Origin of the sequence: Streptomyces sp. AC602_WCS936, assembly GCF_019049125.1 — a bacterium.
Lineage (GTDB): Bacteria > Actinomycetota > Actinomycetes > Streptomycetales > Streptomycetaceae > Streptomyces.
Genome location: NZ_JAGMUF010000040.1, coordinates 65,044 through 86,999, shown reverse-complemented (window position 1 = coordinate 86,999; position 21,956 = coordinate 65,044). Strand labels below are relative to the sequence as shown.

Here is a 21,956-nt window from a genome sequence, read left to right as displayed (position 1 = left end):
TGCTACGAACGGGCCGGGAGCGTCGCAGCCTGCCGGCCGGCTGGTGCGGCCGCCGCGCGCAGCCTGCGGCCGCGCCGGGTGAGACCCCAGGGCTTGAGGAGCGAGATCACCGTCATGAAGAAGTAGGCGGACAGCGAGACGACCGGTCCGAACAGCACGTCGCCCGCGTCCGGGAGCGTTCCGCCCGCGGCGACCTCGGTCACGGCCGCGTTCACTCCGGGGCGCAGCGCGAAGACGGTGGCGGTCGTCGTGGCCAGCGTGAGCCAGAACTTCGTGAAAACCCACCGGTGCCGGGCCAGCCCCCAGGGAGTCCCCAGGGCCAGCACCACACCGCTGACGAGGGTGAGGAACGCGAGCGGCAGCAGGAGCCAGTCGGCGAAGAGCTTCATGGCACGCACCCCGGCTTCCACGGCCACCGGGGACGCGGTGGTGGCGGCGGTGACTCCGAGCGCCAGCAGCCCGAGCGAGAGCCCGAGCCAGCCGGCGGAGGCGACGACGTGGACGACGAGGGAGACCCGGCGTGCGGGGCGGCTGAGTTTCACACCGCCCACGGTGCCGGGCGACGGCCGCCCGGGCGTCCCACGACGGGAGTAACCGCGTATACCGACGCGGGCGCAGGACGCGGGGAGGCACGTACGTCCGGCGCCGTGCCCCGCCGTTCCGGCCGCACGATGGGCTGTCGGACACGACGCGCGCGGTGCCGTCCAGGACGTCGTGCCCGTCGCCGCCGACCGGTTCGGCGGGCCGCCGGGCTGTGGTGAGTCCGTGAGGGCATGGAAACGATCCTGGTCAGCGCGTGTCTGCGCGGGGTGCCCTGCCGGTTCGACGGACGTCACAAGGGCGTCGCCGGAGGTCGAGGAGGCGGTGGCCGGCCGCGCGGTCGTGTCCTGCTGCCCGGAGGTCGCGGGACTCCAGGACCCGTTCAACGCGGCGCGGCCACGGGCGCCCCGTCTGCTCAGGTCTCGTGGCGTGCCTTCATCACCGCCTTGTTCAGCACCCACAGTCCGATCCCGATCGCCAGCAGCACGCCCGCCCGGATGTAGACGTGCGCGGGGCGGTCGGACAACGGGCTGGCCAGGATCAGTGAGGTGATCGCGCCCAGCACCGGCAGGACCGTCGGCGTACGGAAGTGCTCGTGCGCGACGCGGTCGCGGCGCAGCACCAGGACGGTGATGTTGACGACGGCGAAGACGCACAGGAGCAGGAAGGCCGTGGTGTCGCCCAGGCCCGCGATCTCCCCGGTGGAGACCAGGCCGATGGCGAGGAGGGAGACGAAGACGATGCCGACGACGGGGGTGCGGCGCCTGGGGAGGACTCGGCCCAGGGCACGGGGCAGGATGCGTTCGTTCGCCATGCCGTAGCAGAGCCGGGAGGCCATCATGATGTTGATCAGCGCCGAGTTGGTGACCGCGAACAGGGCGATCAGCGCGAAGAGCTTCGGCGGGAAGTCCAGGCCGCCGGCCTTGACGACCTCCAGCAGCGGGCCGCTGGAGTCCTCCAGGACGCGGTAGTCGACGAGGAGCGAGGAGACCAGGGCGACCAGGACGTAGATGGTCCCGGTGACGGCGACGCCGGTGAAGATGGCGCGCGGGAAGGTGCGCGCGGGGTCCTTGGTCTCCTCGGCCATGTTGACGGAGTCCTCGAAGCCGACGAAGGCGAAGAAGCCCAGGGCCGTGGCCCCCAGCACGCTGGTGAGCAGTGCGTAGCCGGTGCCGCCCGCCTGGAACTCGCCGAGCCGGGAGGGCTCGCCCTCCCCGCTGAGGACCGCCCAGGCACCGACGGCGAGGATGACGAACAGGCCGGTCAGCTCGACCAGAGTGAGGACCACGTTGGTCTTCACCGACTCGGACACGCCCCGCAGGTTCAGGGCCGCCAGGGCGAGGATGAAAAGGATCGCGACGAGGGTGGGCGGGAAGAAGTCCGTGAACTCGCCGAGGTAGTCGCCACTGAAGGCGCGGGCCGCCGCGCTCGCCGAGGACAGGCCGGAGCACATGACCATGAAGGCGACGATGAAGGTGAGGAAGGGGACCTGGAACGCCTTGTGGGTGTACAGCGCGGCCCCGGCCGCCTTCGGGTACTTGCCGACGAGCTCGACGTACGACGCCGCCGTCAGGATCGCCACGACGAAGCCGATGACGAACGGCAGCCACAGCGCCCCGCCGACCTTGCCCGCGACCTGGCCGGTGGTGGCGTAGATGCCGGTACCGAGGATGTCGCCGACCACGAAGAGGATCAGCAGCTTGGGACCGAGGGCCCGGTGCAACGGGGTGCCGTCGGCGCCCTCCGGCTCGGCAGTGGCACCCTTTCCGCCTGTGGCCACGGACGCTCCCTCCTGAGGTGTTCGGCGCTGAACAATCTCTCCCCTGCCCGGTGATCCGCCGGGACATGCCCTCGCATACTGCAATCGGAAGCAGTTGGTGGAATGTTCAACCACTGGTGTCGGTTGCAGTACGCCGAAGGAGGTCAGGAGTGGACACGACGTACTACGACCACGGAACGCCGGCGGAGCGCTGGGAGCGCGCGGGCATGTTCTTCGACGCCAAGGACTACGCCGCCGCGGCGCGGGTCCTCGGCGGGCTGGTCGAGGAGGTGCCCGAGCAGAACGGACCGCGGCTGCTGCTGGCACGCGCCTACTACCACTCGGCCCAACTGCGGCGCGCGGAGGCCGAGCTGAGGATCCTCGTCGAGCGGGACCCCGTCGAGCAGTACGCCAGGCTGATGCTGGGACGCACGCTCGAACGGCAGGGGCGGCAGGAGGAGGCCGACACGCACCTGCGGATCGCCGCCGCCCTGTCGGGCGACTTCGCGGGGCTCTGAGCGACCACGCCGCGGTGAACAGGGCGAGGCGGTGAGTACGGCGCCGTACTCACCGCTTCGCCCGTCCGCTCACCCCTTGACCGCCGCGCTCCCCTCCCCTCTCCGGCGCCCCCGCCGGTGGGCGATCTCGCCCAGCACCACGTCGACCGCGACGAACACGGCCAGGGGGATGCCGAGCAGCGGCACGAACCAGCCGAGGACGGCTACCGCCGCCAGCAGCGGCACGAGCAGCGCCGGCGGGACGTGCTGCCACGCGCCGCGCGGGATCGGACGGCCGAAGGCGGAGCCCCGGCCACGCTGCCACCACATGCGGTAGCCCCAGACGATGAGCAGGACCAGACAGGCGGCCAGCAGCATCAGGGCGATCTGGTTGGGCAGCCCGAACAGGCTGCCGGTGTGCAGGTCGATGCCCCAGCGGCTGAGCTTGGCGAGCACCGGGTAGTCGGCGAAGCGCAGTACGTCGGTCACCTCGCCGGTCGCCGGGTCCACGGCGACCGAGTCCTGCTTCACGGGCCAGCTGCGCTGCACCTGCTTGACGACGTAGGCGGAGGACGCGTCGGCGGGCGGCACGATCTCCACGGGGTCGCCCAGACCCTCGGCGCGCGCGGCGGCCAGGACCTTGTCGAGACCGACCCCGTGCGCGGCGTCCCCGCCGGCGCCCGCCGCCGCGCCGTGGCCCGCGTGCTCGCCGCCGCCGGCGGCCGACGCCGACACGGACGGGGTGGTCTGGCCGAGCGAGACGCGCAGCTCCTCGATGTTCGCGCCGGCGTACGTCGACCAGGTCAGGCCGGTCGCCGAGAGGAAGACGAACCCGGCCGCGGCCCAGGCGCCGACCGTGCCGTGCAGGCCCAGGGTGCGGCGCCGGCCGCTGGTGCCGCGCAGTTTGCGCCGGGCCCGGCGGCGGGAGAACCACAGCACCAGGCCGCCGCCCGCGATCACCCACAGCCAGCTGGCGGCGAACTCGCTGTACAGGCGGCCCGGTTCGCCCAGGTGCAGGTCCCGGTGGAACTCGTCGATCCAGGTGCGCAGCGGCAGCGCGCCGGTCGAGCCGTACTGCTCCAGCGCGCCGCGCACCTCGGCGGTGTACGGGTCGACGAAGACCGCGAGGGTGTGGTCCGGGTCCACGCCCGGGGCGCCGGACAGCAGCACCCTGGTGGTGGCATCGGCCTCGGGCGAGGGCCGCACGGCCGACACCGTGCCCTCCGGGTGGGCCTTGCGGGCGGCGGCGACCTGCTCGGAGACGGGCAGCTTGCGGTCGCCCACGTCCGGGACGGTCAGCTCGTGCGCGTAGACCATCTTCTCGGCCTGGAACGAGGCGGCGTAGAGGAAACCGGTGGCCGCCGCGACCAGCAGGAAGGGGGCCACGAACAAGCCGGCGTAGAAGTGCAGGCGCAGCACGAGCGGGCGCAGCGTGGACCATCCGCCGGATCTCGGAGGCGGGGTCACCGGTCCTGCCGGTCCTGGGGCCTCGTCCGTGGGGGTCGGGGAGGTGGTCGTCATCGATGGCGCTCCGGGGCGTCGTGGGGACGGGGTGGTCCCAGTGGTCGGGTCCGGAGCGCGTGAGGTTCCCCAGCCGTGAAGTGGCGTGCGTCACAGCGCCGGTGACGGTGGGTGGTGTGCGCCGTGGCATCCTGGCTCGATGGGAACTCCGAGTGACCGCACGCCTCTTGCCGAGCGTGTGGAGGAACTGCTCTCCACCGGTGGGCCGTTGCCGATCGTCGAGGCCGGTGACCCGGTGCTGCGGCGCGCGGCCGAGCCCTTCGACGGGCAGTTGGCGCCGCCGCTGCTGGCACGGTTCGTCGAGGCGCTGCGTCTGACCATGCACGCGGCGCCGGGGGTCGGGCTGGCGGCGCCGCAGGTGGGGGTGGGGCTCAGGATCGCGGTGATCGAGGATCCGGCGACAGTGCCTCAGGAGGTGCGGGTGGCCCGGGGGCGGGTGCCGCAGCCGTTCCGGGTGCTGGTCAATCCGTCGTACGAGCCCGTCGGGGACGTCAGGGCCGCGTTCTTCGAGGGCTGTCTGAGCGTGCCGGGCTGGCAGGCGGTGGTGGCGCGGCACGCTCAGGTGCGGCTGCGGGCGCGGGACGAGCGGGGGCGGGAGGTGGACGAGGTGTTCTCGGGGTGGCCGGCGCGGATCGTGCAGCACGAGACGGATCATCTCGACGGGGTGCTGTATCTCGACCGGGCGGAGATGCGGTCGTTGGCGTCGTCGCGGGCGATGGCTCGGTGGTGGGGGCAGGTGACGCCGGAACGGGCGGCGGGGGAGCTGGGGTTCGGGCTGCCGGGGGGTTGAGGGGCGGCTGCGGGGGCGGGGCGGCTGCGGGACGGCTGCGGGGGCGCGTGACGCCGCGCGGCGTGGCGGGGTGCCGCCGGGGTACGGCGTGGGTGCGCGACCCGGCGTCGCGGGGTGCCGCCGGAGTACGGCGTGGGGGCGCAGCCCGGCGTCGCGGGGTGCCGCCGGAGTACGGCGTGGGGGCGCAGCCCGGCGTCGCGGGGTGCCGCCGGAGTACGGCTGGGGGCGCAGCCCGGCGTCGCGGGGTGCCGCCGGAGTACGGCGTGGGGGCGCAGCCCGGCGTCGCGGGGTGCCGCTGCGCCCACCCGTGCCGCCCCAGCGGCACGACTGCCCGCAGCTGGGCGGGCACGACTGCCCGCAGCTGGGCGGGTACGGCTGCCCGGGGCTGGGCGGGTACGGCTGCCCGCAGCAGGTGGGCGGGTACGGCTGCCCGCAGGTGGGCGGGTACGGCTGGGCGGGGCTGGGGCCGTCAGTTGTCGCGGTAGGTCTCCAGCAGGCGTAGCCAGGCCTCGCTGATCGTCGGGTAGGACGGGACCGCGTGCCACAGGCGGCTGATCGGTACCTGGCCGGCGACTGCGACGGTCGCGGAGTGGATCAGTTCGCCGACTCCGGGGCCCACGAAGGTGACGCCTCGGACGATCTCGTCCTCCAGGTCGACGACCATCCGGGCGCGCCCTTTGTAGCCGTCGCCGTAGAGGCTCGCGCCGGCCACCGTCGCGAGGTCGACGTCGACGGCGCGGACCCGGTGTCCGGCCCGCTCGGCCTCGGCGAGGGTGAGACCGACGGACGCCGCCTCGGGGTCCGTGAACACCACCTGGGGCACGGCGTCGTGGTCGGCGGTCGCGGCGTGGGCTCCCCAGGGGTCCGACTCCAGGTCCGGTTCGCCCGAGGCACGGGCGGCGATGGCGGCGCCCGCGATACGGGCCTGGTACTTGCCCTGGTGGGTGAGGAGCGCACGGTGGTTGACGTCGCCGACGGCGTAGAGCCAGTCGTGGCCCTCCACCCGAAGGCTGTCGTCGACGGTGAGCCAGGTGCCGGGTTCCAGGCCGACGGTCTCCAGGCCGATGTCGGCGGTGCGGGGCGCGCGGCCGGTGGCGAAGAGGATCTCGTCGGCCTCGACGCGGTCACCGGTGTCGGTGACGGCGACGACGGTGCCGTTCTCGCGGACCACGGACTCCACGGAGGTGCCGGTGCGGATCTCGACGCCGGCCTCGGTGAGGGCGTCGGCGACCAGTTCACCGGCGAACGGCTCCATGCGGGCGAGCAGACCGTCGTCGCCGCGCACCAGGAGCGTCACCCTGGAGCCGAGGGCCTGCCAGGCCGTGGCCATCTCGACGGCGACGACTCCGCCGCCGACCACGATGAGCCGCCCCGGCGCGCTTTCGGCAGCGGTGGCCTCGCGGCTGGTCCAGGGGCGTACTTCGGCGAGGCCCGGCAGGTTCGGGAGGGCGGCGCCGCTGCCGGTGCAGACGGCGACGGCCTGCCGGGCGGTCAGCGTCCGGCGGGTGCCGTCGGGCGCGGCCACCTCGACCGTGCGCGGTCCGGCGAGCCGCCCCTGCCCGCGGTACAGGTCGGCGCCGATGCCCTCGACCCACTGGACCTGGCCGTCGTCCTTCCAGTGGGAGGTGAACTCGTCGCGGCGGGCGAGGACGGCCGCGGCGTCCAGCGGCTCCTGCGCCGGCCCGCTCAGGCCGGGCAGGCGGCGGGCGTCCGCGCGGGCGATGACGGGGCGCAGCAGGGCCTTGCTGGGCATGCACGCCCAGTAGGAGCATTCGCCGCCGACCAGTTCGCTCTCCACGATCGCGGTGGTCAGTCCGGCCGCGCGGGTGCGGTCGGCGACGTTCTCCCCCACGGGGCCCGCGCCGATCACGACGACGTCGTACGCGATGGAATCCGTTTGCGTCATGGGGTCAGTCTGGTGGGTGGTGTGCGACGTGGCCACATGGGTACGTGCGCGGAATACCCACCAGGTCGGCAGTGTTGTGCCGACGATTTACGCACCGAACCCAGGAAGAGGGTCACACCATGAGCAGCACCGTGGAGCTCACCAAGGAGAACTTCGACCAGACGGTCACGGACAACGAGTTCGTCCTGATCGATTTCTGGGCGTCGTGGTGCGGTCCCTGCAAGCAGTTCGCGCCGGTCTACGAGAAGGCGGCCGAGGCCAACCCGGACCTCGTGTTCGGCAAGGTGGACACCGAGGCGCAGCCGGAGCTGGCGCAGGCCTTCGGCATCCAGTCGATTCCGACGCTGATGATCGTCCGAGAGCAGGTGGCCGTGTTCGCGCAGCCGGGCGCGCTGCCCGAGGAGGCGCTGACGGACGTCATCGGGCAGGCCCGGGACCTGGACATGGACGAGGTGCGCAAGGCGGTCGCCGAGCAGCAGGCGCAGGCCGGCGGGCAGGGCGGTCAGCCCGGCCAGTAGGACCAGTAGGACACGGTCAGCTCGACTCCCGGTGGACCACCGCCGCGCCCAGCACCTCGTGGCGCTCGGGCGCGGCGCCGGGGTCGTGGACCGCGCGGTCGACCAGCGCGGCCAGGTCGCGGCCGGAGGGCAGCTCCAGGTGGACGGTGCTCAGCCGGGGCCGCAGCAGGCGCCCCAGCATCAGATCGTCGGCGCCGATCACGGCGGTGTCGCCGGGGATGCGGACGCCCTCGTCCTGGAGGGCGCGCATCAGCAGCATCGCGTACTCGTCGTTGTAGGCGAACACGGCGTCGAGGCCGAGTGAGTCCCAGCGGGCGGCCAGCCGGGCGGCGGCCCCTTCGTCGTAGGCGAGGGGCAGCTCGGTGACGGAGGCGTCGGTGTCGCGCACGGCGCGGCGGGCACCGGCCAGGCGGGGCGCCGAGAAGACTTCCAGGCCGTCCTCCGCGGGCACGACCACGCCGATCCCGCGGTGACCGCGCTCGCGGAGGTGGCGGACCGCGCTGTGCCCGACGATCTCGTGGTCCATGAGCAGGGCGTGCGCCCCCTCGACGGCCTCGTGGCCGAGGGTGACGACCGCTCGGGCGCCCGAGCGTTTGAGGATCTCCACACCTCGCGGCCCCAGACCGGCACCGGGCACGAGGACGGCGACCGGGCGGAGTTCGGCCCAGGCGCGGGCCGCCTCGTCGCCGTACAACCCGACGCTGCCGTACTGCACGACGGTGTAGTCGAGGCGGCCGAGGGCGCCCTGGAGTTCGCTGAAGAAACGGCTGTAGAGCGGGCCGGCCGGGAAGGACGGCGCGGGCATCAGGACGGTCCGGCTGTGCCCGGCGCGCAGGGAGCGGGCGGCGGCGTGCGGTACGTACCCGAGTTCCCTGGCGGCCTCGTGGACGCGGCGGCGGGTGGGCTCGCTGATCCGGACGGCGCTGGTGTTGTTGAGGACGTAGGAGACGGTCGCGCGCGAGACGCCGGCCAGGCGGGCCACATCGGCGCTCGTGGGGACGGAGCGCGGTGCGAGGGACTCGGGGGCGGGCGGTTTCGGTATCTGCACCATGACGTACGGCATCTTGGCAGAGGCCGCGCGGGGTGTGCCGGGCGGGGCGGCATCGTCCGGACCGGACGAACTCCCGTTCCGGGGCGGGCCGGTGGCCGGCTCAGGCCGGGGTCTCGGTGCGGGTCACCCGCGCGACCAGGTCCAGCCAGCCCTCCCGCAGCCGCTGCGGGGGCACCCCGCACTGTTCGGTGAGGTGGTGGACCAGGGCGGCGTCCAGATACGCGAGCAGGGTGTGGGAGAGCAGCTCGCTGTCCGCGTCCGGGGCCGCCTGCCGCAGCAGCAGCGCCACGTGGCCGCGCAGGAAACGGCGCGGTGCGGACGTGTAGCGGCGTTCGGCGCTCGGCTCGGCGGCCAGCTGGAGTTCCAGTTCGTCGATGGAGCGGCGCAGCATCGCGCAGCCGAAGGCGCGCAGCCGCTCGACGGGCGGGGCGCCGGGCCCCAGGGGCGGCGGGCCGCCGAGCAGCGCGGCCTGGAACTTCTTCTCGGAGTGGTCGAGGAGGGCCATCAGCAGGCCGGTGCGGTCGCCGAAGCGGCGGAAGACCGTGCCCTTGCCCACCGAGGCGGCCGCGGCCACCGCCTCCATCGTGACGGCGGCGGCGCCGTGCTCGGCGACCAGCCGTGCGGCGGCCTCCAGCAGCCGTGCCCGGTTGCGCGCGGCGTCGGCGCGCAGGCAGGGCTCGTCCGCCTCGGCCTCCGCGCCGAGCAGCGGCAGCTCGGGCGGGCCGACGGTCTCCTCGGGCTTCGGGAAGGGCGGCAGAGCGGCGGACATGAAGCCAGCGTAAAGCATCGGGAAGAAAACTGGACCGCGGTCCGTTTGGGATGTTAGAACTTAAACGGACCCCGGTCCGGATCGTTACGGCAGTGTTTCAGCAGCGTCTGCGCCCGCAGCGCCTGCGCCATCAGTGGGAGTACTCATGTCTGTCCGCATCCTTGCGCTCGTCGGCAGCCTTCGCGCCGGTTCGCACAACCGCCAGCTCGCCGAGGCGGCCGCCAAGTTCGCGCCGGAGGGCGCCGAGGTGCAGCTGTTCGAGGGGCTGGCCGACGTCCCCTTCTACAACGAGGACATCGACGTGGAGGGCAGCGTCCCGGCCGCCGCCGTGAAGCTGCGCGAGGCCGCCCAGGCCGCCGACGCCTTCCTGTTCTTCTCGCCGGAGTACAACGGCACCATGCCGGCCGTCCTGAAGAACGCCATCGACTGGCTGTCCCGTCCGTTCGGCGCGGGCGCCATCTCCGGCAAGCCCTCCGCCGTCGTCGGCACCGCCTTCGGCCAGTACGGCGGTGTGTGGGCGCAGGACGACACCCGCAAGGCCGTGGGCATCGCCGGCGGCAAGGTGATCGAGGACATCAAGCTGTCCATCCCCGGTTCGGTGACCCGCTTCGCCGAGACCCACCCGGCCGACGACACCGAGGTCGCCGCCCAGCTGACCGAGGTCGTCACCCAGCTGCTCGGCCACGCCGACGAGGCCGTCGCCGCCTGACAGCAGCGTCGTACGCCCACGGGACCGGAGCCGCGCACGGCTCCGGTCCCGACGTGTGTCAGACCACCGCCGGTGCCCAGCCCTTCCAGGCGCTGTCCGCGCACCCCACCCTGACAGGTCCGAGGTTCACACGGCAGCCGCCGCCCCTTTGACTGGTCACGCCGACAGGACGCGACCTCACGGGAGTACGCATGCGCCGCAGGAAGACCCTCGTCAGGGCGGGCCTCGCCGCCACCGCCTCCGCCCTGGCCCTCACGGCCGCCGGCTTCGCCGGTCCCGCACAGGCCGCCCCGGCCGCGGCCGGTGTGGACTGCGACGGCTGGGTGCACAACAACAATCCGGACCACGGAATCGCCGGCTGCAGCAACAACACCGACCGGACCATCACCTTCCGCGCCGAGGTGGTCTGCGGCTGGGCACCGGACGTCTCGGGCCAGTGGGTGACGCTGGCGCCCGGCCAGTACGGCGAGTCCTCGGGCGTCTGCGCGATCTACAGCTCGGGGGTCGGCAGCGTGGGCTGGACCATTCAGTAGAACGGGTCACGCGTCCCGTTCCTCCTGCTTCCTCGCGGCCACCAGGCTGGTCACCGTGGTGACCGCGAGGACGAGCACGATGAAGCCCAGGGAGAACGGGATGCTGATCTCGGGGACGTGGACACCGGACTCGTGCAGGGCGTGCAGCACCAGTTTCACGCCGATGAAGCCGAGGATGATCGACAGCCCGTAGGAGAGGTGGACCAGTTTCTTCAGCAGGCCGCCGATGAGGAAGTACAGCTGGCGCAGGCCCATCAGGGCGAAGGCGTTGGCGGTGAAGACGATGTACGGGTCCTGGGTGAGGCCGTAGATCGCGGGGATGGAGTCCAGGGCGAACAGGACGTCGGTGGAGCCGATCGCCAGCATCACGACCAGCATCGGCGTCATGACGCGCTTGCCGTTCTCCTCGATCCACAGTTTGGTGCCGTGATAGCGGTCGGCGACCCCGAAGCGGTGCTCGATCGACTTCAGCAGCTTGTTCTCCTCGTACTCCTCGTCGTGCCCGCCCTTGCGGGCGTCCTGGACGAGCTTCCAGGCGGTCCAGATCAGGAAGGCGCCGAAGATGTAGAAGACCCAGGAGAAGGCGGAGATGATCGCCGCGCCGGCCGCGATGAACGCGGCGCGCAGGACCAGGGCCACGATGACGCCGACCATCAGCACCCGTTGCTGGTACTGGGAGGGCACCGCGAACTTGGCCATGATCAGGACGAAGACGAAGAGGTTGTCGACGCTGAGCGACTTCTCGGTGATGTAGCCGGCGAAGAACTCGCCCGCCGGGGCGCCGCCGGCGGCCGCCCACAGCCCCACGCCGAACAGACAGGCCAGGACCACCCAGACGGCCGTCCAGATCCCCGCCTCCCGGATCGACACGTCGTGCGGCTTGCGGCCGATGAAGAAGTCGGCGCCGACGAGGACGCACAGGCCCGCGACGGTCAGCAGCCAGACCGTGAGCGAAACGTTCACTGGAGCTCCTGATGCGGTGGAGGAAGAAAGCGGGGGCCGGACGACGGACAGGTTCCTGGACAGGGTGTTTCCGCGGAGCGGCGCAGGCAACCCGGCACCGTGCCCGATCTGCCTGATCCGCACGATCCGCCCGATCGGCGCACCGTGGCCGGCAGGCCGGCCCACTCCGATCCGACGGGAGCCCCCGGATGACCACTGCCCCCTCCCCTCCGCAGCCCGCCCGGCCGGGCCCGCGCATCGGCGTACTCGGTTCCTACGGCGGCTTCAACACCGGCGACGAGGCGATCCTCACCTGCGTCCTGAGCTGTCTGCGCGCCCAGCGGCCCGACGCGCGCCTCGTCGTCATGAGCCGCGACGCGGAGCACACCCGCGCCCATCACCCCGACGCCGACGAGGTGGTGCCCTGGGAGGGCGTCAGCCGCAACCACGTCCTGGACGTGCTGCCCGGCCTGGACCTGCTGGTGCTGGGCGGCGGCGGAATTCTCTACGACGGCGAGGCGCGGCGCTATCTGCGGCTGGTGCGCGCCGCGCAGACCCGGTCCGTGCCGACCTTCGCGTACGCCGTCGGCGCCGGGCCGCTGACGGACGCGGAGGACCGGGACGCGGTGCGCACCGTGCTGGCTGACATGCACGACGTCGTGGTGCGGGACGAGGAGTCCCGGCTGGTGCTGGAGGAGGTCGGCCTGGAGCGTGAGGTCGCGGTCACCGCCGATCCGGCCCTGCTGCTGGGGCCGGAGGCGTTCACCGAGGCCATGATGCGCGATGAGGGCATCCCCTCGGGCGCCCGGCTGGTGGGGATGTCGGTGCGCGAACCGGGCCGGGCCGCCGAGAAGCTGGACGAGGGCGACTACCACGCGCTGCTCGCCGACGTCGCCGACTTCCTGGTGCGGCGGCTGGACGCGCACGTGGTGTTCCTGCCGATGGAGCGGCACGACGTACGGCACGCGCACGCCGTGCTGTCCCACATGACGGCGCCGGACAAGGGCCGGATCCTGCACGGCGACTACAGCCCGGGGCAGGTCCTCGGCTTCATGCGCCACCTGGACGTGGCCGTCGGCATGCGGCTGCACTTCGTGATCTTCGCGGCGCTCAGCGGGGTGCCGGTGCTGCCGTTGCCGTACTCCGGCAAGGTCTTCGACTTCGCGCGCCGGCTGGGCGCCCCGGCGCTGGTGGGCGTGGCGCGGGAGCAGGCCGGGCTGCTGCTGGCGGAGGTGGACCGGATGTGGGACGAGTACCCGAACCGCCGGGACGACGTGCGGTCGCGGATGCGGGAGCTGTCCGCGGCGGCCCGCGAGACCTGCGTCCGCTGCGGCTCCCTGCTCGACAGCCTCGACAGCCTCGGCGAGGGCGGGGCGGGCGCGGGCTCCCGGGCGGCCGGGTACGCGCCGTACGCCGTCGAGCCGCGCCCCCTGCACGCCTGACCCCTGGAAAGCGACCCCGCGAGGAGAGCGATGCCGGTCCTGGAAGAGCCCCGCGAACCACGTGAGGTCACGCTGCCGCCGCGGTCCGCCCGGCACGGGGGCCGGTGCGACGTGCTGGTGGTGGGCGGCGGCCCCGCCGGGTTCGCCGCCGCGATCGGCGCGGCCGACGCCGGGGCCGACGTGGTCCTGGTCGAGCGGTACGGGTTCCTCGGCGGCAACGCGACCGCGGCACTGGTGATGCCGCTGATGTCCTTCCACAACGAGCACAAGCAGGCGGCGTTCACCGAGTCCGGGGACACCTCCCGGCTGCTGCCCACCGACCACGGCGAGGGCGAGCCGGTCGTCGCGGGCGTGCTGTGGCAGCTGCTCGACCGGCTGATGGGCCGGGGCGGCTGCCTTCCGCCCTCCCCGAAGACCGGGTACACGGTCCCCTTCGACCCGGAGCTGTTCAAGTTCTCCCTGCTGGAGATGATGGACGAGGCGGGGGTGCGGATGCTCTTCCACTCGTTCGCGTCCGGCGCGCTGCCGCTGGACGACGGCTCCGGCTGGCGGGTGGTGTTCGAGACCAAGTCGGGTCCGGTGGTGATCGACGCCGGGGTGGTCGTCGACGGCACGGGCGACGGCGATGTGGCGGCCTCCTGCGGGGCGCCGTTCGAGATCGGCCGGCCCGAGGACGGGCTGGTGCAGCCGATGACGCTGATGTTCCGCGTCGCCGACTTCTCCCGGCCGGACTTCGCCGACTACGTGCGGGAGAATCCGGACCAGTGGCGCGGTGTGCACGGCCTGTGGGACCTGATCGAGGAGGCCAGGGCCGCCGGCGAGCTGCGGCTGCCGCGCGAGGACATCCTCTTCTTCGCCACCCCGCACCCGCGCGAGGTCGCCGTCAACAGCACCCGGGTCAACCGCGTGCTGGGCACCAGCGTCTGGGACCTCACCCGCGCCGAGTACACGGCCCGGCGCCAGCTGGCCCAGATCGACCGCTTCCTGCGCACCCGCGTGCCGGGCTTCGAGGAGTCGTACGTGGTGCAGAGCGGCACCCACATCGGCGTGCGGGAGAGCCGCCGCGTCCTCGGCGACTACCAGCTGACCGGCCACGACATCCTGGCCGCGCGCACCTTCCCGGACGTGATCGCGCACGGCGCCTACCCGGTCGACATCCACAACCCGCGCGGCTCCGGCACCGTCCTCAAGCGGGTCCCGCAGGGCAGCTTCTACGACATTCCGCTGCGCTGCCTGGTCCCCCGGGGCACGGAGCGGCTGCTGGTGGCCGGGCGCTGCATCTCCGGCACGCACGTGGCGCACTCGTCGTACCGGGTCATGCCCATCGCGATGGCGACCGGTCACGCGGCCGGGGTGTGCGCGGCGCTGACCGTCCGGCACGGGCGCGGGCCGCGCGGCCTGCCCTACCGGATGGTCCAGCACGAGCTGCTGCGGCAGGGGGCGCGGCTGCGCACCTGACGCCCGGTCCCGTCAGCTCGCCCAGTCCAGGAGGCGGTCCCGGGTCTCGGGGGCGCGCAGGTGGTCGAGGGAGGCCTTCTCCAGCTGGCGGACGCGTTCCCGGGTCAGACCCACGTGCTGGGCCACCTGGTGCAGGGTGCGCGGGCGGCCGTCGTGCAGGCCGTAGCGCAGGCTGAGGATCATCGCCTCGCGGGGCGCGAGGGTGCCGACGGCCTCCCGCAGCTCCGCCGCCAGCGCCTGGAACTCGGCGACCTCGGGGGCCTGGAGCACCTCGCTGTCGGGGATGAGGTCGCCGACGACGGTCTCGCCGGTCTCGTCGACCGGGGTGTCGAGGCTGACGGCGTCCCGTCCGACGCGGCGCAGCCAGACGACCTTGTCCCCGTCGATGCCGCTCTCGGCGGCCACCTCGTCGGCGGTCGGTTCGCGGTCGAGGCCCACCCGGAGCTTCCGTTCGACCTTGGCGAGCTTCTGCAGCTGCTCCACGACGTGCACCGGCAGCCGTACCGTACGCGCGTGCGTCGCCAGGCCCCGCTCGATGGCCTGGCGGATCCACCAGGTGGCGTACGTGGAGAACTTGAAGCCCTTGGTGTGGTCGAACTTCTCCACCGCCCGGATCAGGCCGAGGTTGCCCTCCTGGATGACGTCCAGCAGGGGCAGTCCGCGGTGGGCGTGCCGTTTGGCCATCGACACCACGAGCCGCAGGTTCGCCCGCACCATGTGGTCCTTGGCGGCCTGGCCGTCGTGGACGGTCTCCTGGAGGGCGCGGCGCCGTCCGGGGGTGGGGGCGGGCTCGCCGGTGTCGGCCGACTCCAGTTCCGCCATGGCCCGGACGCCGGCCTCGATGCGCTTGGCGAGCCGCACCTCGTCCTCGGCGGTCAGCAGCGGGGTGGCGCCGATCTGGGCGAGGTACTGGCCGAGCAGGTCGGGTTCCTCGTCGGGTTCGGGGATGCGGCTGCGCAGCCGTGCGGTGCGGGCGGGGGCGCGGCGGTCCTCGGTGCCGGTCGCGGGTGTTCGTGCCAGGGGAGCCATGTCGCTTCCTCCTCCGTCCCCTCCTCGGGTGCTCGGGTCAGTGCGGGGCCGTCCTGGGGCGTTCGTGCCGCAGCCTGCGCAGTACGACCATCAGGTCCGCCGCCGCCAGCAGGGCGAACGCCGCGCACACGACGGCGAGGACGACCAGGCCGCCGCGTCCGGGACTGTCCCCGGGGCCCGCGTCCGCGGCCCACACCCCGAAGTAGGCGGCACCGGCCAGGAACAGCGGCAGGAAGACGACGGACAGCACCAGGCGGAGCCCCAGCGGGCTCTGTGCCGTGGCCGGTTCGGTGCCGGTGCGCGGGTGGCGGCGGCCGAACACGCCGGACCGCGCCCGAGAGGCGGGTTCCGTGGCCCCGTGGGAGTGACGCCGGTCGTTCATGCCGTGCCTCCTGCGTGACCGGTCCGGTGGTTCAGTGGCCGGGTGCGGCCCTGCTGATGTCCGCCAGCGCGGAGTGCGGGTCGTCGGCGGCGGCGAGGTCGCCGAGGGTGACCACGCCGACGGGGACGCCGCCGTGTTCGACGACCGGGACCCGGCGGATGGCGTGGTGCCGCATCAGTTCGGCCGCGCGGTCGGTCGTGTCGTCCGGTCCGAGGGTGACGACCGGCGGGGGCGAGCACACCGAGCCGACCGTGGTGGTGTCGGGGTCGCGGCCGTCGGCGACGCCCCGGAGCACGATGTCGCGGTCGGTGAGCACGCCGAACAGGTCGCGGTCGTAGGTCACCAGGACGTCGCCGACGTCCTCCTCGCGCATCAGCCGGGCCGCCCGCGTCACGGTGGTCATGGGCTCGACGGCCACGGGGGTGGGTGACATCACGTCTCGTATCCGTGTCATGGTCGCGCCTCCAGGTCGATCAGGGCCAGTCCGATCTCGGGGCGGTGGGTCTTGGCCAGGTCCGCCGGGCTGTCCCGGACGACGACCTCCAGCGTCGGCCAGACCCGGCCGGACAGCAGGTGCCCGCCGCGGGTGGAGCCGTCGGACAGGCCCAGTACGGCGTGCAGGTGCGGGGCGGGTCCCTCGTCGGCGACGGCGATGTCCCCGATCAGGGAGAGCACCTCGCACTGCTCCTCCACCGGTATGTGCCGGTAGTCCTTCGCCTGCCGGTCGAACCAGCCGACGACCGCCTCCGAGAAGGCGCCCACGGCGGTCACCTGGGACGCCCCGAGGGACCGGTCGCGGGCGAAGGCGGTGAGCTCGGCGACCGCGTCCTCCCCCGGGTCGAGCACCACCACGTACACCGCTGACGGTCCGTCCTGCACCTGTCGCCACTTCATGCCCGCCGGGTACCCGACGGGCCTCGGGGCAACCCCGGGGCGGCGGGCGCGACGGACTCACGCGCCGAGTGCCCGGCGGATCGCGGCGAGCCACGTGCCGACCGGTCCGAAGGTGAGCAGCCCGCTGCCCGCGCCGGCGATCTCGCCCGCGGCGGGCAGCAGTCTGTCGTACGTCCGCTCCAGCGCCGCGCGGTCACCGAGTTCGAGGGCGAGCGCGGCCTCGGCGCAGCACAGGGCCTCGTACAGCAGGTCGGGCGGCGGCTCGGCGAGGGACCGCAGGGCCGTGCGGGCCTCTGCTTCACGGCCGTCGGCGAGGAGGGCGAACGGTTCGGCCCAGGGCCGGTACGGGCCCCAGTCGGCACGCGGGTCCACGTCGGCCGGCCGGCCGCGGGACAGGCGCAGGCCCAGCAGGGCGAGGGGGAGCAGTCCCTGTTCCAGGCCCGGCATGCCCGCGCCTTCGAGGCGTGCGGCGGCAGTCCGGTAGGCGGCCTCCGTACGGTCGTACGGGCTGCCGGTGACGGCGTGGCGCAGGGCGCGGTACCACTCGGTGAAGACGCCCGCCAGCGGCCGTTCGTGCCGCGCGGCCAGCCGGTCCACGGCGGCGGCGTGCTCGTCGGCGGTGGTGAGGTCGGCCAGGGCCGAGCGGGCCTGGAGCCGGATCAGGTGGCCGAGGACCAGGTGGTTGACCAGGCCGTGCCGACTGGAGAGCGCGACGAGTTCGGCGCCGATCGCGTCGCGGCGCGGGGCCAGTCCCGCGGTGGTGCAGGACTGCATGAAGGCGCCGTTGAGGGCGAAGGCCAGCAGCGCCGGGTCGTCGAGGCGGCGGGCGATGCGCTCGGCCTCGTGCGCGGCCCGGGGTCCGCGCGGGGACCGGACGCCGCGGGACTCCAGGGCGACGGTGGCCAGCAGGCGGCAGCGGGCCGCGTCGGCGGTGGTGTCGTCCGGCAGGGCGGCCAGGGTGCGCTCGGCAGCCGCGACGATCCGCCGGGCCAGTTCGGTGTCGTCGCCCCGGGTCCAGTTGGCGGGCACGTCGTAGGCGCCGATGACGCGGGCCGTCAGCTCCGCGTCGCCCGTCTCCTCGGCCGCCGCGACCGCCGCCACGCGCTGCTCCCTGGCCGCCTGGAGACCGCCGCCGCCGGTGACCGCGAGGCCTCGCAGCAGGCCGACGGTGGACTCCAAGCGGGCGTGGGCGCCGGCGGCGACCGCGCGGTCGTACGCCTCGGTCGCGCGGGCCCACAGCCGGGCCGCCGCCTCCGCCGGTTCGCCGGGCGGGTCCAGGTCCGGGTCCTGGGCGAGGACGCGGGCCTCCAGGCGGCGCAGCCGGGGCCCGGGGTCGACGCCCAGGTGGGCGGCGAGCAGGTCGCGGGCCCGGCGCAGCACCGCGAGGGCGTCCGCCTGGCGGCCGGTCCGGTACAGGGCCAGGGCCAGCAGCCGCCAGGCCTCCTCGCGCCAGGGATGCTCGGTCAGGTGCGCGTCGAGGTCGGGGACCGCCTCGGCGGCGCGGCCCGCGTCCACCAGGAGCTCCGCCCGGCGTTCGACCGCGCGCAGCCGCAGTTCGGTGAGCCGGGAGCGCTCGCCGCGGGCCCACTCGGCCCCGGCGAAGTCGGCGTACGCCGGTCCCCGCCACTGTCCGAGCGCGGCCCGGATGCGGTCCGGGGCCCGGTCGGCGGGCAGCCGGTCGGCCTCGGCGACGGCCGCCTCGAAGCGCCACGCGTCGACGGCGTCCGGGGCCGCGCGCAGAGCGTAGCCGGGGCCTTCGGTGACGAGGAGCCGGGCCGGGGTGCGCGGCGGACGGTCGGGCTCCAGGGCGCGGCGGAGGTCCCCGACGAAGGTGCGCACCGCGCCCACGGCCCTCGGCGGCGGTTCGTCCCACAGGTCGTGGACGAGGCGGTCGAGCGGGACGACCCGCCGCCGGGCCAGGACCAGCCGCGCCAGTACGGCGCGGTGCCTGGGGCCCTTGAGGGCGAGTCCGGCGCCGGCGCGTTCGGCGGTGACCGGTCCCAGTACACCGAAGGTGACCGCTTCCATGTTCCGCCCGCTCCGATCGCACCGCTGCTCGCCGCTCCCCCACGGTACGCGTGCCGATGGTGCTGATCCGTCGCTGATCCGTTGCTGATTCGGGCCCGTGAGGCTGGGAGCAGTCACCAGCACGCCGTGGAACAGGCACGGCGTGCGTCGAAAGACACGGAGCAGCCATGGCACCGACCATCCCCGACTTCACCTGCGACCGCGTCACGGTCGCCGACGGCGTCGCCCTGAACGTGGCCGTCGGCGGCTCGGGCAGCCCGCTCGTCCTGCTGCACGGTTTCCCGCAGACCCACCTGATGTGGCGGCACGTCGCCGCCGACCTCGCGGCCGACCACACGGTCATCTGCCCCGACCTGCGCGGCTACGGCGCCAGCGACAAGCCGGCCGATCCCGACGGCACCGCCTACGCCAAGCGGACCATGGCCGCCGACGTCGTCGCCCTCGCCCGCGCGCTCGGACACGAGCGGTTCGCGCTGGCCGGGCACGACCGGGGCGCGCTGGTCGCGGTGCGGGCCGGGCTGGACCACCCGGACGCGGTGACGCACCTGGCCGCGCTGGACGTGCTGCCGACCCTGGACATGTGGGACGTGCTGCACGGCACCTCGGCGGCGGTGGGCTTCCACCTCTACCTCATGGCACAGCCGCCCGGGCTGCCGGAGCAGTTGATCGGCGCCGCGCCCGACGCGTTCTTCGGCCACTTCCTCGACGTCTGGACCCGCGATCCGGACGCGCTGCCCGCCGACGTACGCGCCGCCTACCTGGAGGCGTCCCGTGCGGCGGTGCCGTCCATCGTGGCCGACTACCGGGCCTCGGCCGGCATCGACGTCGCCCACGACCGGGCCGACCGCGAGAGCGGGAACCGGCTGCGGATGCCGGTGACCGTCCTCCAGCAGGACTGGGGCGCGGCCCTCGGCTACGACGCCGCCGCGCTGTGGCGGGCCTGGGCCCCGGACCTGAGCCACGAGACCGTCGGCTGCGGCCACTTCATGGCGGAGGAGGCACCGGGCGAGGTCGCCGGGGCGCTGCGGAAGCTGCTGGTGCGGTAGCGGCGGGGGGCTGTCGTACAACCGCGGGTTGTACGGGGCGCCCGGCCCGTTGTTTGATTCGCGAGTGCCGCGCTCGCTTGGATGTCGGGCGTGTCGGTGTCGGACGTGGTGAGTGGCAGCAGGTCGCTGGGGCGGCCGTTTCGGTGGCTGTGGGCGGCGTACGCGGTCAGCACGTTCGGCACCCGGCTGGCCTTCGACGCCTTCCCGCTGATCGCGGTCGTGGTGCTGGGCGCCGGGCCGCAGCAGGTGGCGGCGCTCGCGGCGGCCGGGCTCGCGGTGGGCGCGGTGGTGGCGGTGCCGCTGGGGCCGTGGGTGGAGTTCCGGCGCAAGCGGCCGGTGATGGTCGCGATGGATCTGGTCCGGTGCGCGGTGCTGTTGAGCGTGCCCGTCGCGTACGCGTGCGGCCGGCTCTCCTTCGCCCAGCTGCTGGTGGTGTCGATCGTCATGGCCGCGGCCGACATCACGTTCCGGGCCGCCGCCGGCTCCTGTCTCAAGGCGCTGGTACCGCCGGATGACCTGCTGCGGGCGAATGGCCGGTTCGAGGCGACGACCTGGACCGCGACGATGCTCGGACCCCCGGCCGGCGGCGCGGCGATCGGGCTCTTCGGCCCGGTGGTCACGGTGACGGTCGACGCGGTGAGCCATCTGCTGTCGGCGCTGGGCGTCCGCGCCGTCGGCGGCGGCGAGCCGCGCCCCCTCCGCGCGGTCCCGGTCCGGCCGCGGGCGGGTGACCTGGCTGCCGGCTGGCGGTACATCCTCACCTCGCCGGGGCTGCGCCCGCTGTTCCTCAACACGCTGCTGGTCAACGGCCTGATCATGGCCACGGCGCCGCTGCTCGCCGTCCTCATGCTGGGCGATCTGGGCTTCGCGCCCTGGCAGTACGGCCTGGCCTTCGCGGTGCCGTGCGCCGGCGGGCTGATCGGCTCGCGGCTGGCCGGCCCGCTCGTGGCGCGCTTCGGGGAGCACCGGGTGCTGGTCGGCAGCGGAGTGCTCCGCGTGTGCTGGTCGGTGGGCCTGGCGTTCGTCGGTCCCGGCACCGGCGGACTCGTCCTCGTGATGGCCGTCGAGTTCGGTCTGATCGCCAGTGCGGGCGTGTTCAACCCGGTGTCCGCCACGCGTCGTCTCGGCCTGACGCCGGCGGGCCGGGTCGCCCGCACGCTGACCGCCTGGACGGTGAGCACCAAGCTGGCGACCGCGGCGCTGACCGCGCTGTGGGGCCTGCTGGCCGGCCTCACGAGTCCTCGTACGGCGATCGCGCTGGCGGGAGTCCTCCTGCTGGCGACTCCCCTGCTGCTGGTGTGTCCCGGACGAGGGCCGGGAAGCGGCGGCGGGCCTCGGCGAAGAGCGCCGGGTACCCGGGGCCGTGGGTGACCGCGGCGGCGAAGAGGGCGCCGAGTGCGGCGCGCAGCGGGTCCGGTTCGGCCGCGGCGAGGAGGGCGGGCAGGGCCGTGGTCCGCCGCAGCGGGTTGCCGCACCCGTCCGGCGGGGCGGCGGCGGTGCGCCGGGTGCGGGCGTCGGCGAAGAAGCGCCCCCAGGCCCGCTCCGGGTCGTCGAACGGGTCGGGCAGGGGCTCACCGCGGTCCAGTGCGGCCAGCGCGGGCGTGATCCAGTCGATGCCGTCGAGCCCCGCCTCGGTGAGGGCGCGGTGGGCGGCCCAGCGCGCGAGGCACCGCTGCGTCTTCGGGCACACGGCGTCGACGGCGTCGATCAGTTCTCGGTCGAGCGGGACCAGTCCGCGTGCGTCGCCGCCGGCCTCCCGTACGCGCCGGCTGGGCAGCCGGCCGCCCCAGGAGAGGGTTTCCGGGTCCCCCGGCACGGTCTCCTTCCCGGCCGCCGGGAGACTGCGGGCGTGCCGGTGCCAGTACGCGGCGCTGCCGGAGGTCTGCCGGACGACGACGTCCGGGGCGGGCGGGGCGGGCCAGAACTGCAGCAGATAGTGGTCCACCGGCGCGCCGCCCTCCAGCACGGCCAGCTCCTCCTCCCGCCCCCGGTCCATGCCGCGCCCGCAATAGCGCACCCGGTGGTCGGTCGGGTGCAGGTCCAGCGTGCACAGCGGACCGTCTCCCCACGGCAGGACGGCCACCGGGGCGCCGGCCGGCCGGAAGGACGCCTCCACCGCCTCCTCCCAGGCGTCGTCGAGCG

At 74.0% G+C, this 21,956-nt stretch carries 22 protein-coding genes; 10 read left to right on the top strand and 12 right to left on the bottom strand.

Annotation, left to right across the window (positions count from 1 at the left end; translation table 11 throughout):
• Nucleotides 1-2 precede the first annotated feature (2 nt).
• Entirely contained in the window at nucleotides 3-542 is a 540-nt protein-coding gene (locus KUM03_RS15665) for a DUF2269 domain-containing protein (RefSeq protein ID WP_217249003.1), read from the bottom strand.
• Between the two features lie 413 nt (nucleotides 543-955).
• A complete protein-coding gene (locus KUM03_RS15660) occupies nucleotides 956-2,320 on the bottom strand; it encodes an APC family permease (protein ID WP_217249002.1) in 1,365 nt (454 codons plus the stop codon).
• Between the two features lie 149 nt (nucleotides 2,321-2,469).
• Between KUM03_RS15660 and KUM03_RS15655 the strand changes: the two genes are divergently transcribed.
• A complete protein-coding gene (locus KUM03_RS15655) occupies nucleotides 2,470-2,817 on the top strand; it encodes a tetratricopeptide repeat protein (protein WP_217248996.1) in 348 nt (115 codons plus the stop codon).
• A 69-nt stretch (nucleotides 2,818-2,886) separates the two neighbouring features.
• On the opposite strand, the gene KUM03_RS15650 is transcribed toward KUM03_RS15655, so the two are convergent.
• Complete coding sequence (locus tag KUM03_RS15650; RefSeq protein ID WP_217248995.1) at nucleotides 2,887-4,317, bottom strand: PepSY domain-containing protein; 1,431 nt, start codon at nucleotides 4,315-4,317, stop codon at nucleotides 2,887-2,889.
• Nucleotides 4,318-4,456: 139 nt separating this feature from the next.
• On the opposite strand from KUM03_RS15650, the gene KUM03_RS15645 reads away from it, so the two are divergent.
• A complete protein-coding gene (locus KUM03_RS15645; protein WP_217248992.1) occupies nucleotides 4,457-5,107 on the top strand; it encodes a peptide deformylase in 651 nt (216 codons plus the stop codon).
• A gap of 289 nt (nucleotides 5,108-5,396) precedes the next feature.
• Nucleotides 5,397-5,609: a hypothetical protein gene (locus KUM03_RS15640; RefSeq protein WP_217248990.1), complete on the top strand. Its 213-nt coding sequence runs from the start codon at nucleotides 5,397-5,399 to the stop codon at nucleotides 5,607-5,609.
• On the opposite strand, the gene KUM03_RS15635 is transcribed toward KUM03_RS15640, so the two are convergent.
• Nucleotides 5,577-7,013, bottom strand: a complete 1,437-nt coding sequence (locus tag KUM03_RS15635; RefSeq protein WP_217248988.1) for an NAD(P)/FAD-dependent oxidoreductase — start codon at nucleotides 7,011-7,013, stop codon at nucleotides 5,577-5,579. The two genes, KUM03_RS15640 and KUM03_RS15635, sit on opposite strands and share 33 nt — an antisense overlap.
• Before the next feature lie 119 nt (nucleotides 7,014-7,132).
• On the opposite strand from KUM03_RS15635, the gene trxA reads away from it, so the two are divergent.
• On the top strand, nucleotides 7,133-7,531 hold the full coding sequence (gene trxA / locus KUM03_RS15630) for a thioredoxin (RefSeq protein WP_217248985.1): 399 nt from the start codon (nucleotides 7,133-7,135) through the stop codon (nucleotides 7,529-7,531).
• A gap of 16 nt (nucleotides 7,532-7,547) precedes the next feature.
• Here trxA and KUM03_RS15625 read toward each other — a convergent pair whose 3' ends face one another.
• Together KUM03_RS15625 and KUM03_RS15620 are read right to left on the bottom strand one after the other, a co-directional pair.
• On the bottom strand, nucleotides 7,548-8,582 hold the full coding sequence (locus KUM03_RS15625) for a LacI family DNA-binding transcriptional regulator (protein ID WP_217248984.1): 1,035 nt from the start codon (nucleotides 8,580-8,582) through the stop codon (nucleotides 7,548-7,550).
• A gap of 100 nt (nucleotides 8,583-8,682) precedes the next feature.
• Nucleotides 8,683-9,351: a TetR/AcrR family transcriptional regulator gene (locus tag KUM03_RS15620; RefSeq protein ID WP_217248982.1), complete on the bottom strand. Its 669-nt coding sequence runs from the start codon at nucleotides 9,349-9,351 to the stop codon at nucleotides 8,683-8,685.
• A gap of 145 nt (nucleotides 9,352-9,496) precedes the next feature.
• On the opposite strand from KUM03_RS15620, the gene KUM03_RS15615 reads away from it, so the two are divergent.
• A complete protein-coding gene (locus KUM03_RS15615; protein WP_217248980.1) occupies nucleotides 9,497-10,060 on the top strand; it encodes an NAD(P)H-dependent oxidoreductase in 564 nt (187 codons plus the stop codon).
• Nucleotides 10,061-10,251: 191 nt separating this feature from the next.
• The gene (locus KUM03_RS15610; RefSeq protein ID WP_217248973.1) at nucleotides 10,252-10,593 is read left to right on the top strand and encodes a hypothetical protein; all 342 of its coding nucleotides are present in this window, start codon (nucleotides 10,252-10,254) and stop codon (nucleotides 10,591-10,593) included.
• Nucleotides 10,594-10,599: 6 nt separating this feature from the next.
• On the opposite strand, the gene KUM03_RS15605 is transcribed toward KUM03_RS15610, so the two are convergent.
• Entirely contained in the window at nucleotides 10,600-11,556 is a 957-nt protein-coding gene (locus tag KUM03_RS15605) for a TerC family protein (protein ID WP_217248971.1), read from the bottom strand.
• Between the two features lie 188 nt (nucleotides 11,557-11,744).
• Here KUM03_RS15605 and KUM03_RS15600 point away from each other — a divergent pair, with 188 nt between their 5' ends.
• Together KUM03_RS15600 and KUM03_RS15595 are read left to right on the top strand one after the other, a co-directional pair.
• Nucleotides 11,745-12,977, top strand: coding sequence for a polysaccharide pyruvyl transferase family protein (locus tag KUM03_RS15600; protein ID WP_217248969.1), 1,233 nt, complete (start codon nucleotides 11,745-11,747; stop codon nucleotides 12,975-12,977).
• A 30-nt stretch (nucleotides 12,978-13,007) separates the two neighbouring features.
• Complete coding sequence (locus KUM03_RS15595; protein WP_217248967.1) at nucleotides 13,008-14,435, top strand: FAD-dependent oxidoreductase; 1,428 nt, start codon at nucleotides 13,008-13,010, stop codon at nucleotides 14,433-14,435.
• 12 nt (nucleotides 14,436-14,447) lie between these two features.
• Here the strand turns inward: KUM03_RS15595 and KUM03_RS15590 are convergent, their stop codons facing one another.
• The 5 genes from KUM03_RS15590 to KUM03_RS15570 are packed head-to-tail and all read right to left on the bottom strand — an operon-like array spanning nucleotide 14,448 to nucleotide 18,768.
• Nucleotides 14,448-15,464 carry an RNA polymerase sigma factor RpoD/SigA gene (locus tag KUM03_RS15590; protein ID WP_217248965.1) on the bottom strand — a complete coding sequence of 339 codons (1,017 nt, stop codon included), beginning with the start codon at nucleotides 15,462-15,464 and terminating at the stop codon, nucleotides 14,448-14,450.
• Nucleotides 15,465-15,501: 37 nt separating this feature from the next.
• Entirely contained in the window at nucleotides 15,502-15,846 is a 345-nt protein-coding gene (locus tag KUM03_RS15585; RefSeq protein WP_217248964.1) for a DUF6343 family protein, read from the bottom strand.
• Between the two features lie 31 nt (nucleotides 15,847-15,877).
• Entirely contained in the window at nucleotides 15,878-16,300 is a 423-nt protein-coding gene (locus KUM03_RS15580; RefSeq protein ID WP_217248962.1) for a CBS domain-containing protein, read from the bottom strand.
• Nucleotides 16,297-16,740 carry a PPC domain-containing DNA-binding protein gene (locus KUM03_RS15575; RefSeq protein ID WP_217248960.1) on the bottom strand — a complete coding sequence of 148 codons (444 nt, stop codon included), beginning with the start codon at nucleotides 16,738-16,740 and terminating at the stop codon, nucleotides 16,297-16,299. Before KUM03_RS15575 ends, KUM03_RS15580 begins: the two co-directional genes overlap by 4 nt.
• 57 nt (nucleotides 16,741-16,797) lie before the next feature.
• Complete coding sequence (locus KUM03_RS15570; RefSeq protein ID WP_217248958.1) at nucleotides 16,798-18,768, bottom strand: BTAD domain-containing putative transcriptional regulator; 1,971 nt, start codon at nucleotides 18,766-18,768, stop codon at nucleotides 16,798-16,800.
• A gap of 167 nt (nucleotides 18,769-18,935) precedes the next feature.
• Between KUM03_RS15570 and KUM03_RS15565 the strand changes: the two genes are divergently transcribed.
• Together KUM03_RS15565 and KUM03_RS15560 are read left to right on the top strand one after the other, a co-directional pair.
• A complete protein-coding gene (locus KUM03_RS15565; protein ID WP_217248956.1) occupies nucleotides 18,936-19,814 on the top strand; it encodes an alpha/beta fold hydrolase in 879 nt (292 codons plus the stop codon).
• A gap of 81 nt (nucleotides 19,815-19,895) precedes the next feature.
• Nucleotides 19,896-21,185, top strand: a complete 1,290-nt coding sequence (locus KUM03_RS15560; protein ID WP_217248954.1) for an MFS transporter — start codon at nucleotides 19,896-19,898, stop codon at nucleotides 21,183-21,185.
• The last annotated feature ends 771 nt before the right edge of the window (nucleotides 21,186-21,956 follow it).

Bases quoted from the DNA above. Each gene is read 5' to 3' on its own strand.
- KUM03_RS15595 (WP_217248967.1), top strand. From the start codon at position 13,008: ATGCCGGTCCTGGAAGAGCCCCGCGAACCACGTGAGGTCACGCTGCCG.
- KUM03_RS15590 (WP_217248965.1), bottom strand. From the start codon at position 15,464: ATGGCTCCCCTGGCACGAACACCCGCGACCGGCACCGAGGACCGCCGC.
- KUM03_RS15570 (WP_217248958.1), bottom strand. From the start codon at position 18,768: ATGGAAGCGGTCACCTTCGGTGTACTGGGACCGGTCACCGCCGAACGC.
- trxA (WP_217248985.1), top strand. From the start codon at position 7,133: ATGAGCAGCACCGTGGAGCTCACCAAGGAGAACTTCGACCAGACGGTC.
- KUM03_RS15585 (WP_217248964.1), bottom strand. From the start codon at position 15,846: ATGAACGACCGGCGTCACTCCCACGGGGCCACGGAACCCGCCTCTCGG.
- KUM03_RS15650 (WP_217248995.1), bottom strand. From the start codon at position 4,317: ATGACGACCACCTCCCCGACCCCCACGGACGAGGCCCCAGGACCGGCA.
- KUM03_RS15610 (WP_217248973.1), top strand. From the start codon at position 10,252: ATGCGCCGCAGGAAGACCCTCGTCAGGGCGGGCCTCGCCGCCACCGCC.
- KUM03_RS15580 (WP_217248962.1), bottom strand. From the start codon at position 16,300: ATGACACGGATACGAGACGTGATGTCACCCACCCCCGTGGCCGTCGAG.
- KUM03_RS15625 (WP_217248984.1), bottom strand. From the start codon at position 8,582: ATGGTGCAGATACCGAAACCGCCCGCCCCCGAGTCCCTCGCACCGCGC.
- KUM03_RS15615 (WP_217248980.1), top strand. From the start codon at position 9,497: ATGTCTGTCCGCATCCTTGCGCTCGTCGGCAGCCTTCGCGCCGGTTCG.
- KUM03_RS15600 (WP_217248969.1), top strand. From the start codon at position 11,745: ATGACCACTGCCCCCTCCCCTCCGCAGCCCGCCCGGCCGGGCCCGCGC.
- KUM03_RS15635 (WP_217248988.1), bottom strand. From the start codon at position 7,013: ATGACGCAAACGGATTCCATCGCGTACGACGTCGTCGTGATCGGCGCG.
- KUM03_RS15620 (WP_217248982.1), bottom strand. From the start codon at position 9,351: ATGTCCGCCGCTCTGCCGCCCTTCCCGAAGCCCGAGGAGACCGTCGGC.
- KUM03_RS15560 (WP_217248954.1), top strand. From the start codon at position 19,896: ATGTCGGGCGTGTCGGTGTCGGACGTGGTGAGTGGCAGCAGGTCGCTG.
- KUM03_RS15645 (WP_217248992.1), top strand. From the start codon at position 4,457: ATGGGAACTCCGAGTGACCGCACGCCTCTTGCCGAGCGTGTGGAGGAA.
- KUM03_RS15575 (WP_217248960.1), bottom strand. From the start codon at position 16,740: ATGAAGTGGCGACAGGTGCAGGACGGACCGTCAGCGGTGTACGTGGTG.
- KUM03_RS15565 (WP_217248956.1), top strand. From the start codon at position 18,936: ATGGCACCGACCATCCCCGACTTCACCTGCGACCGCGTCACGGTCGCC.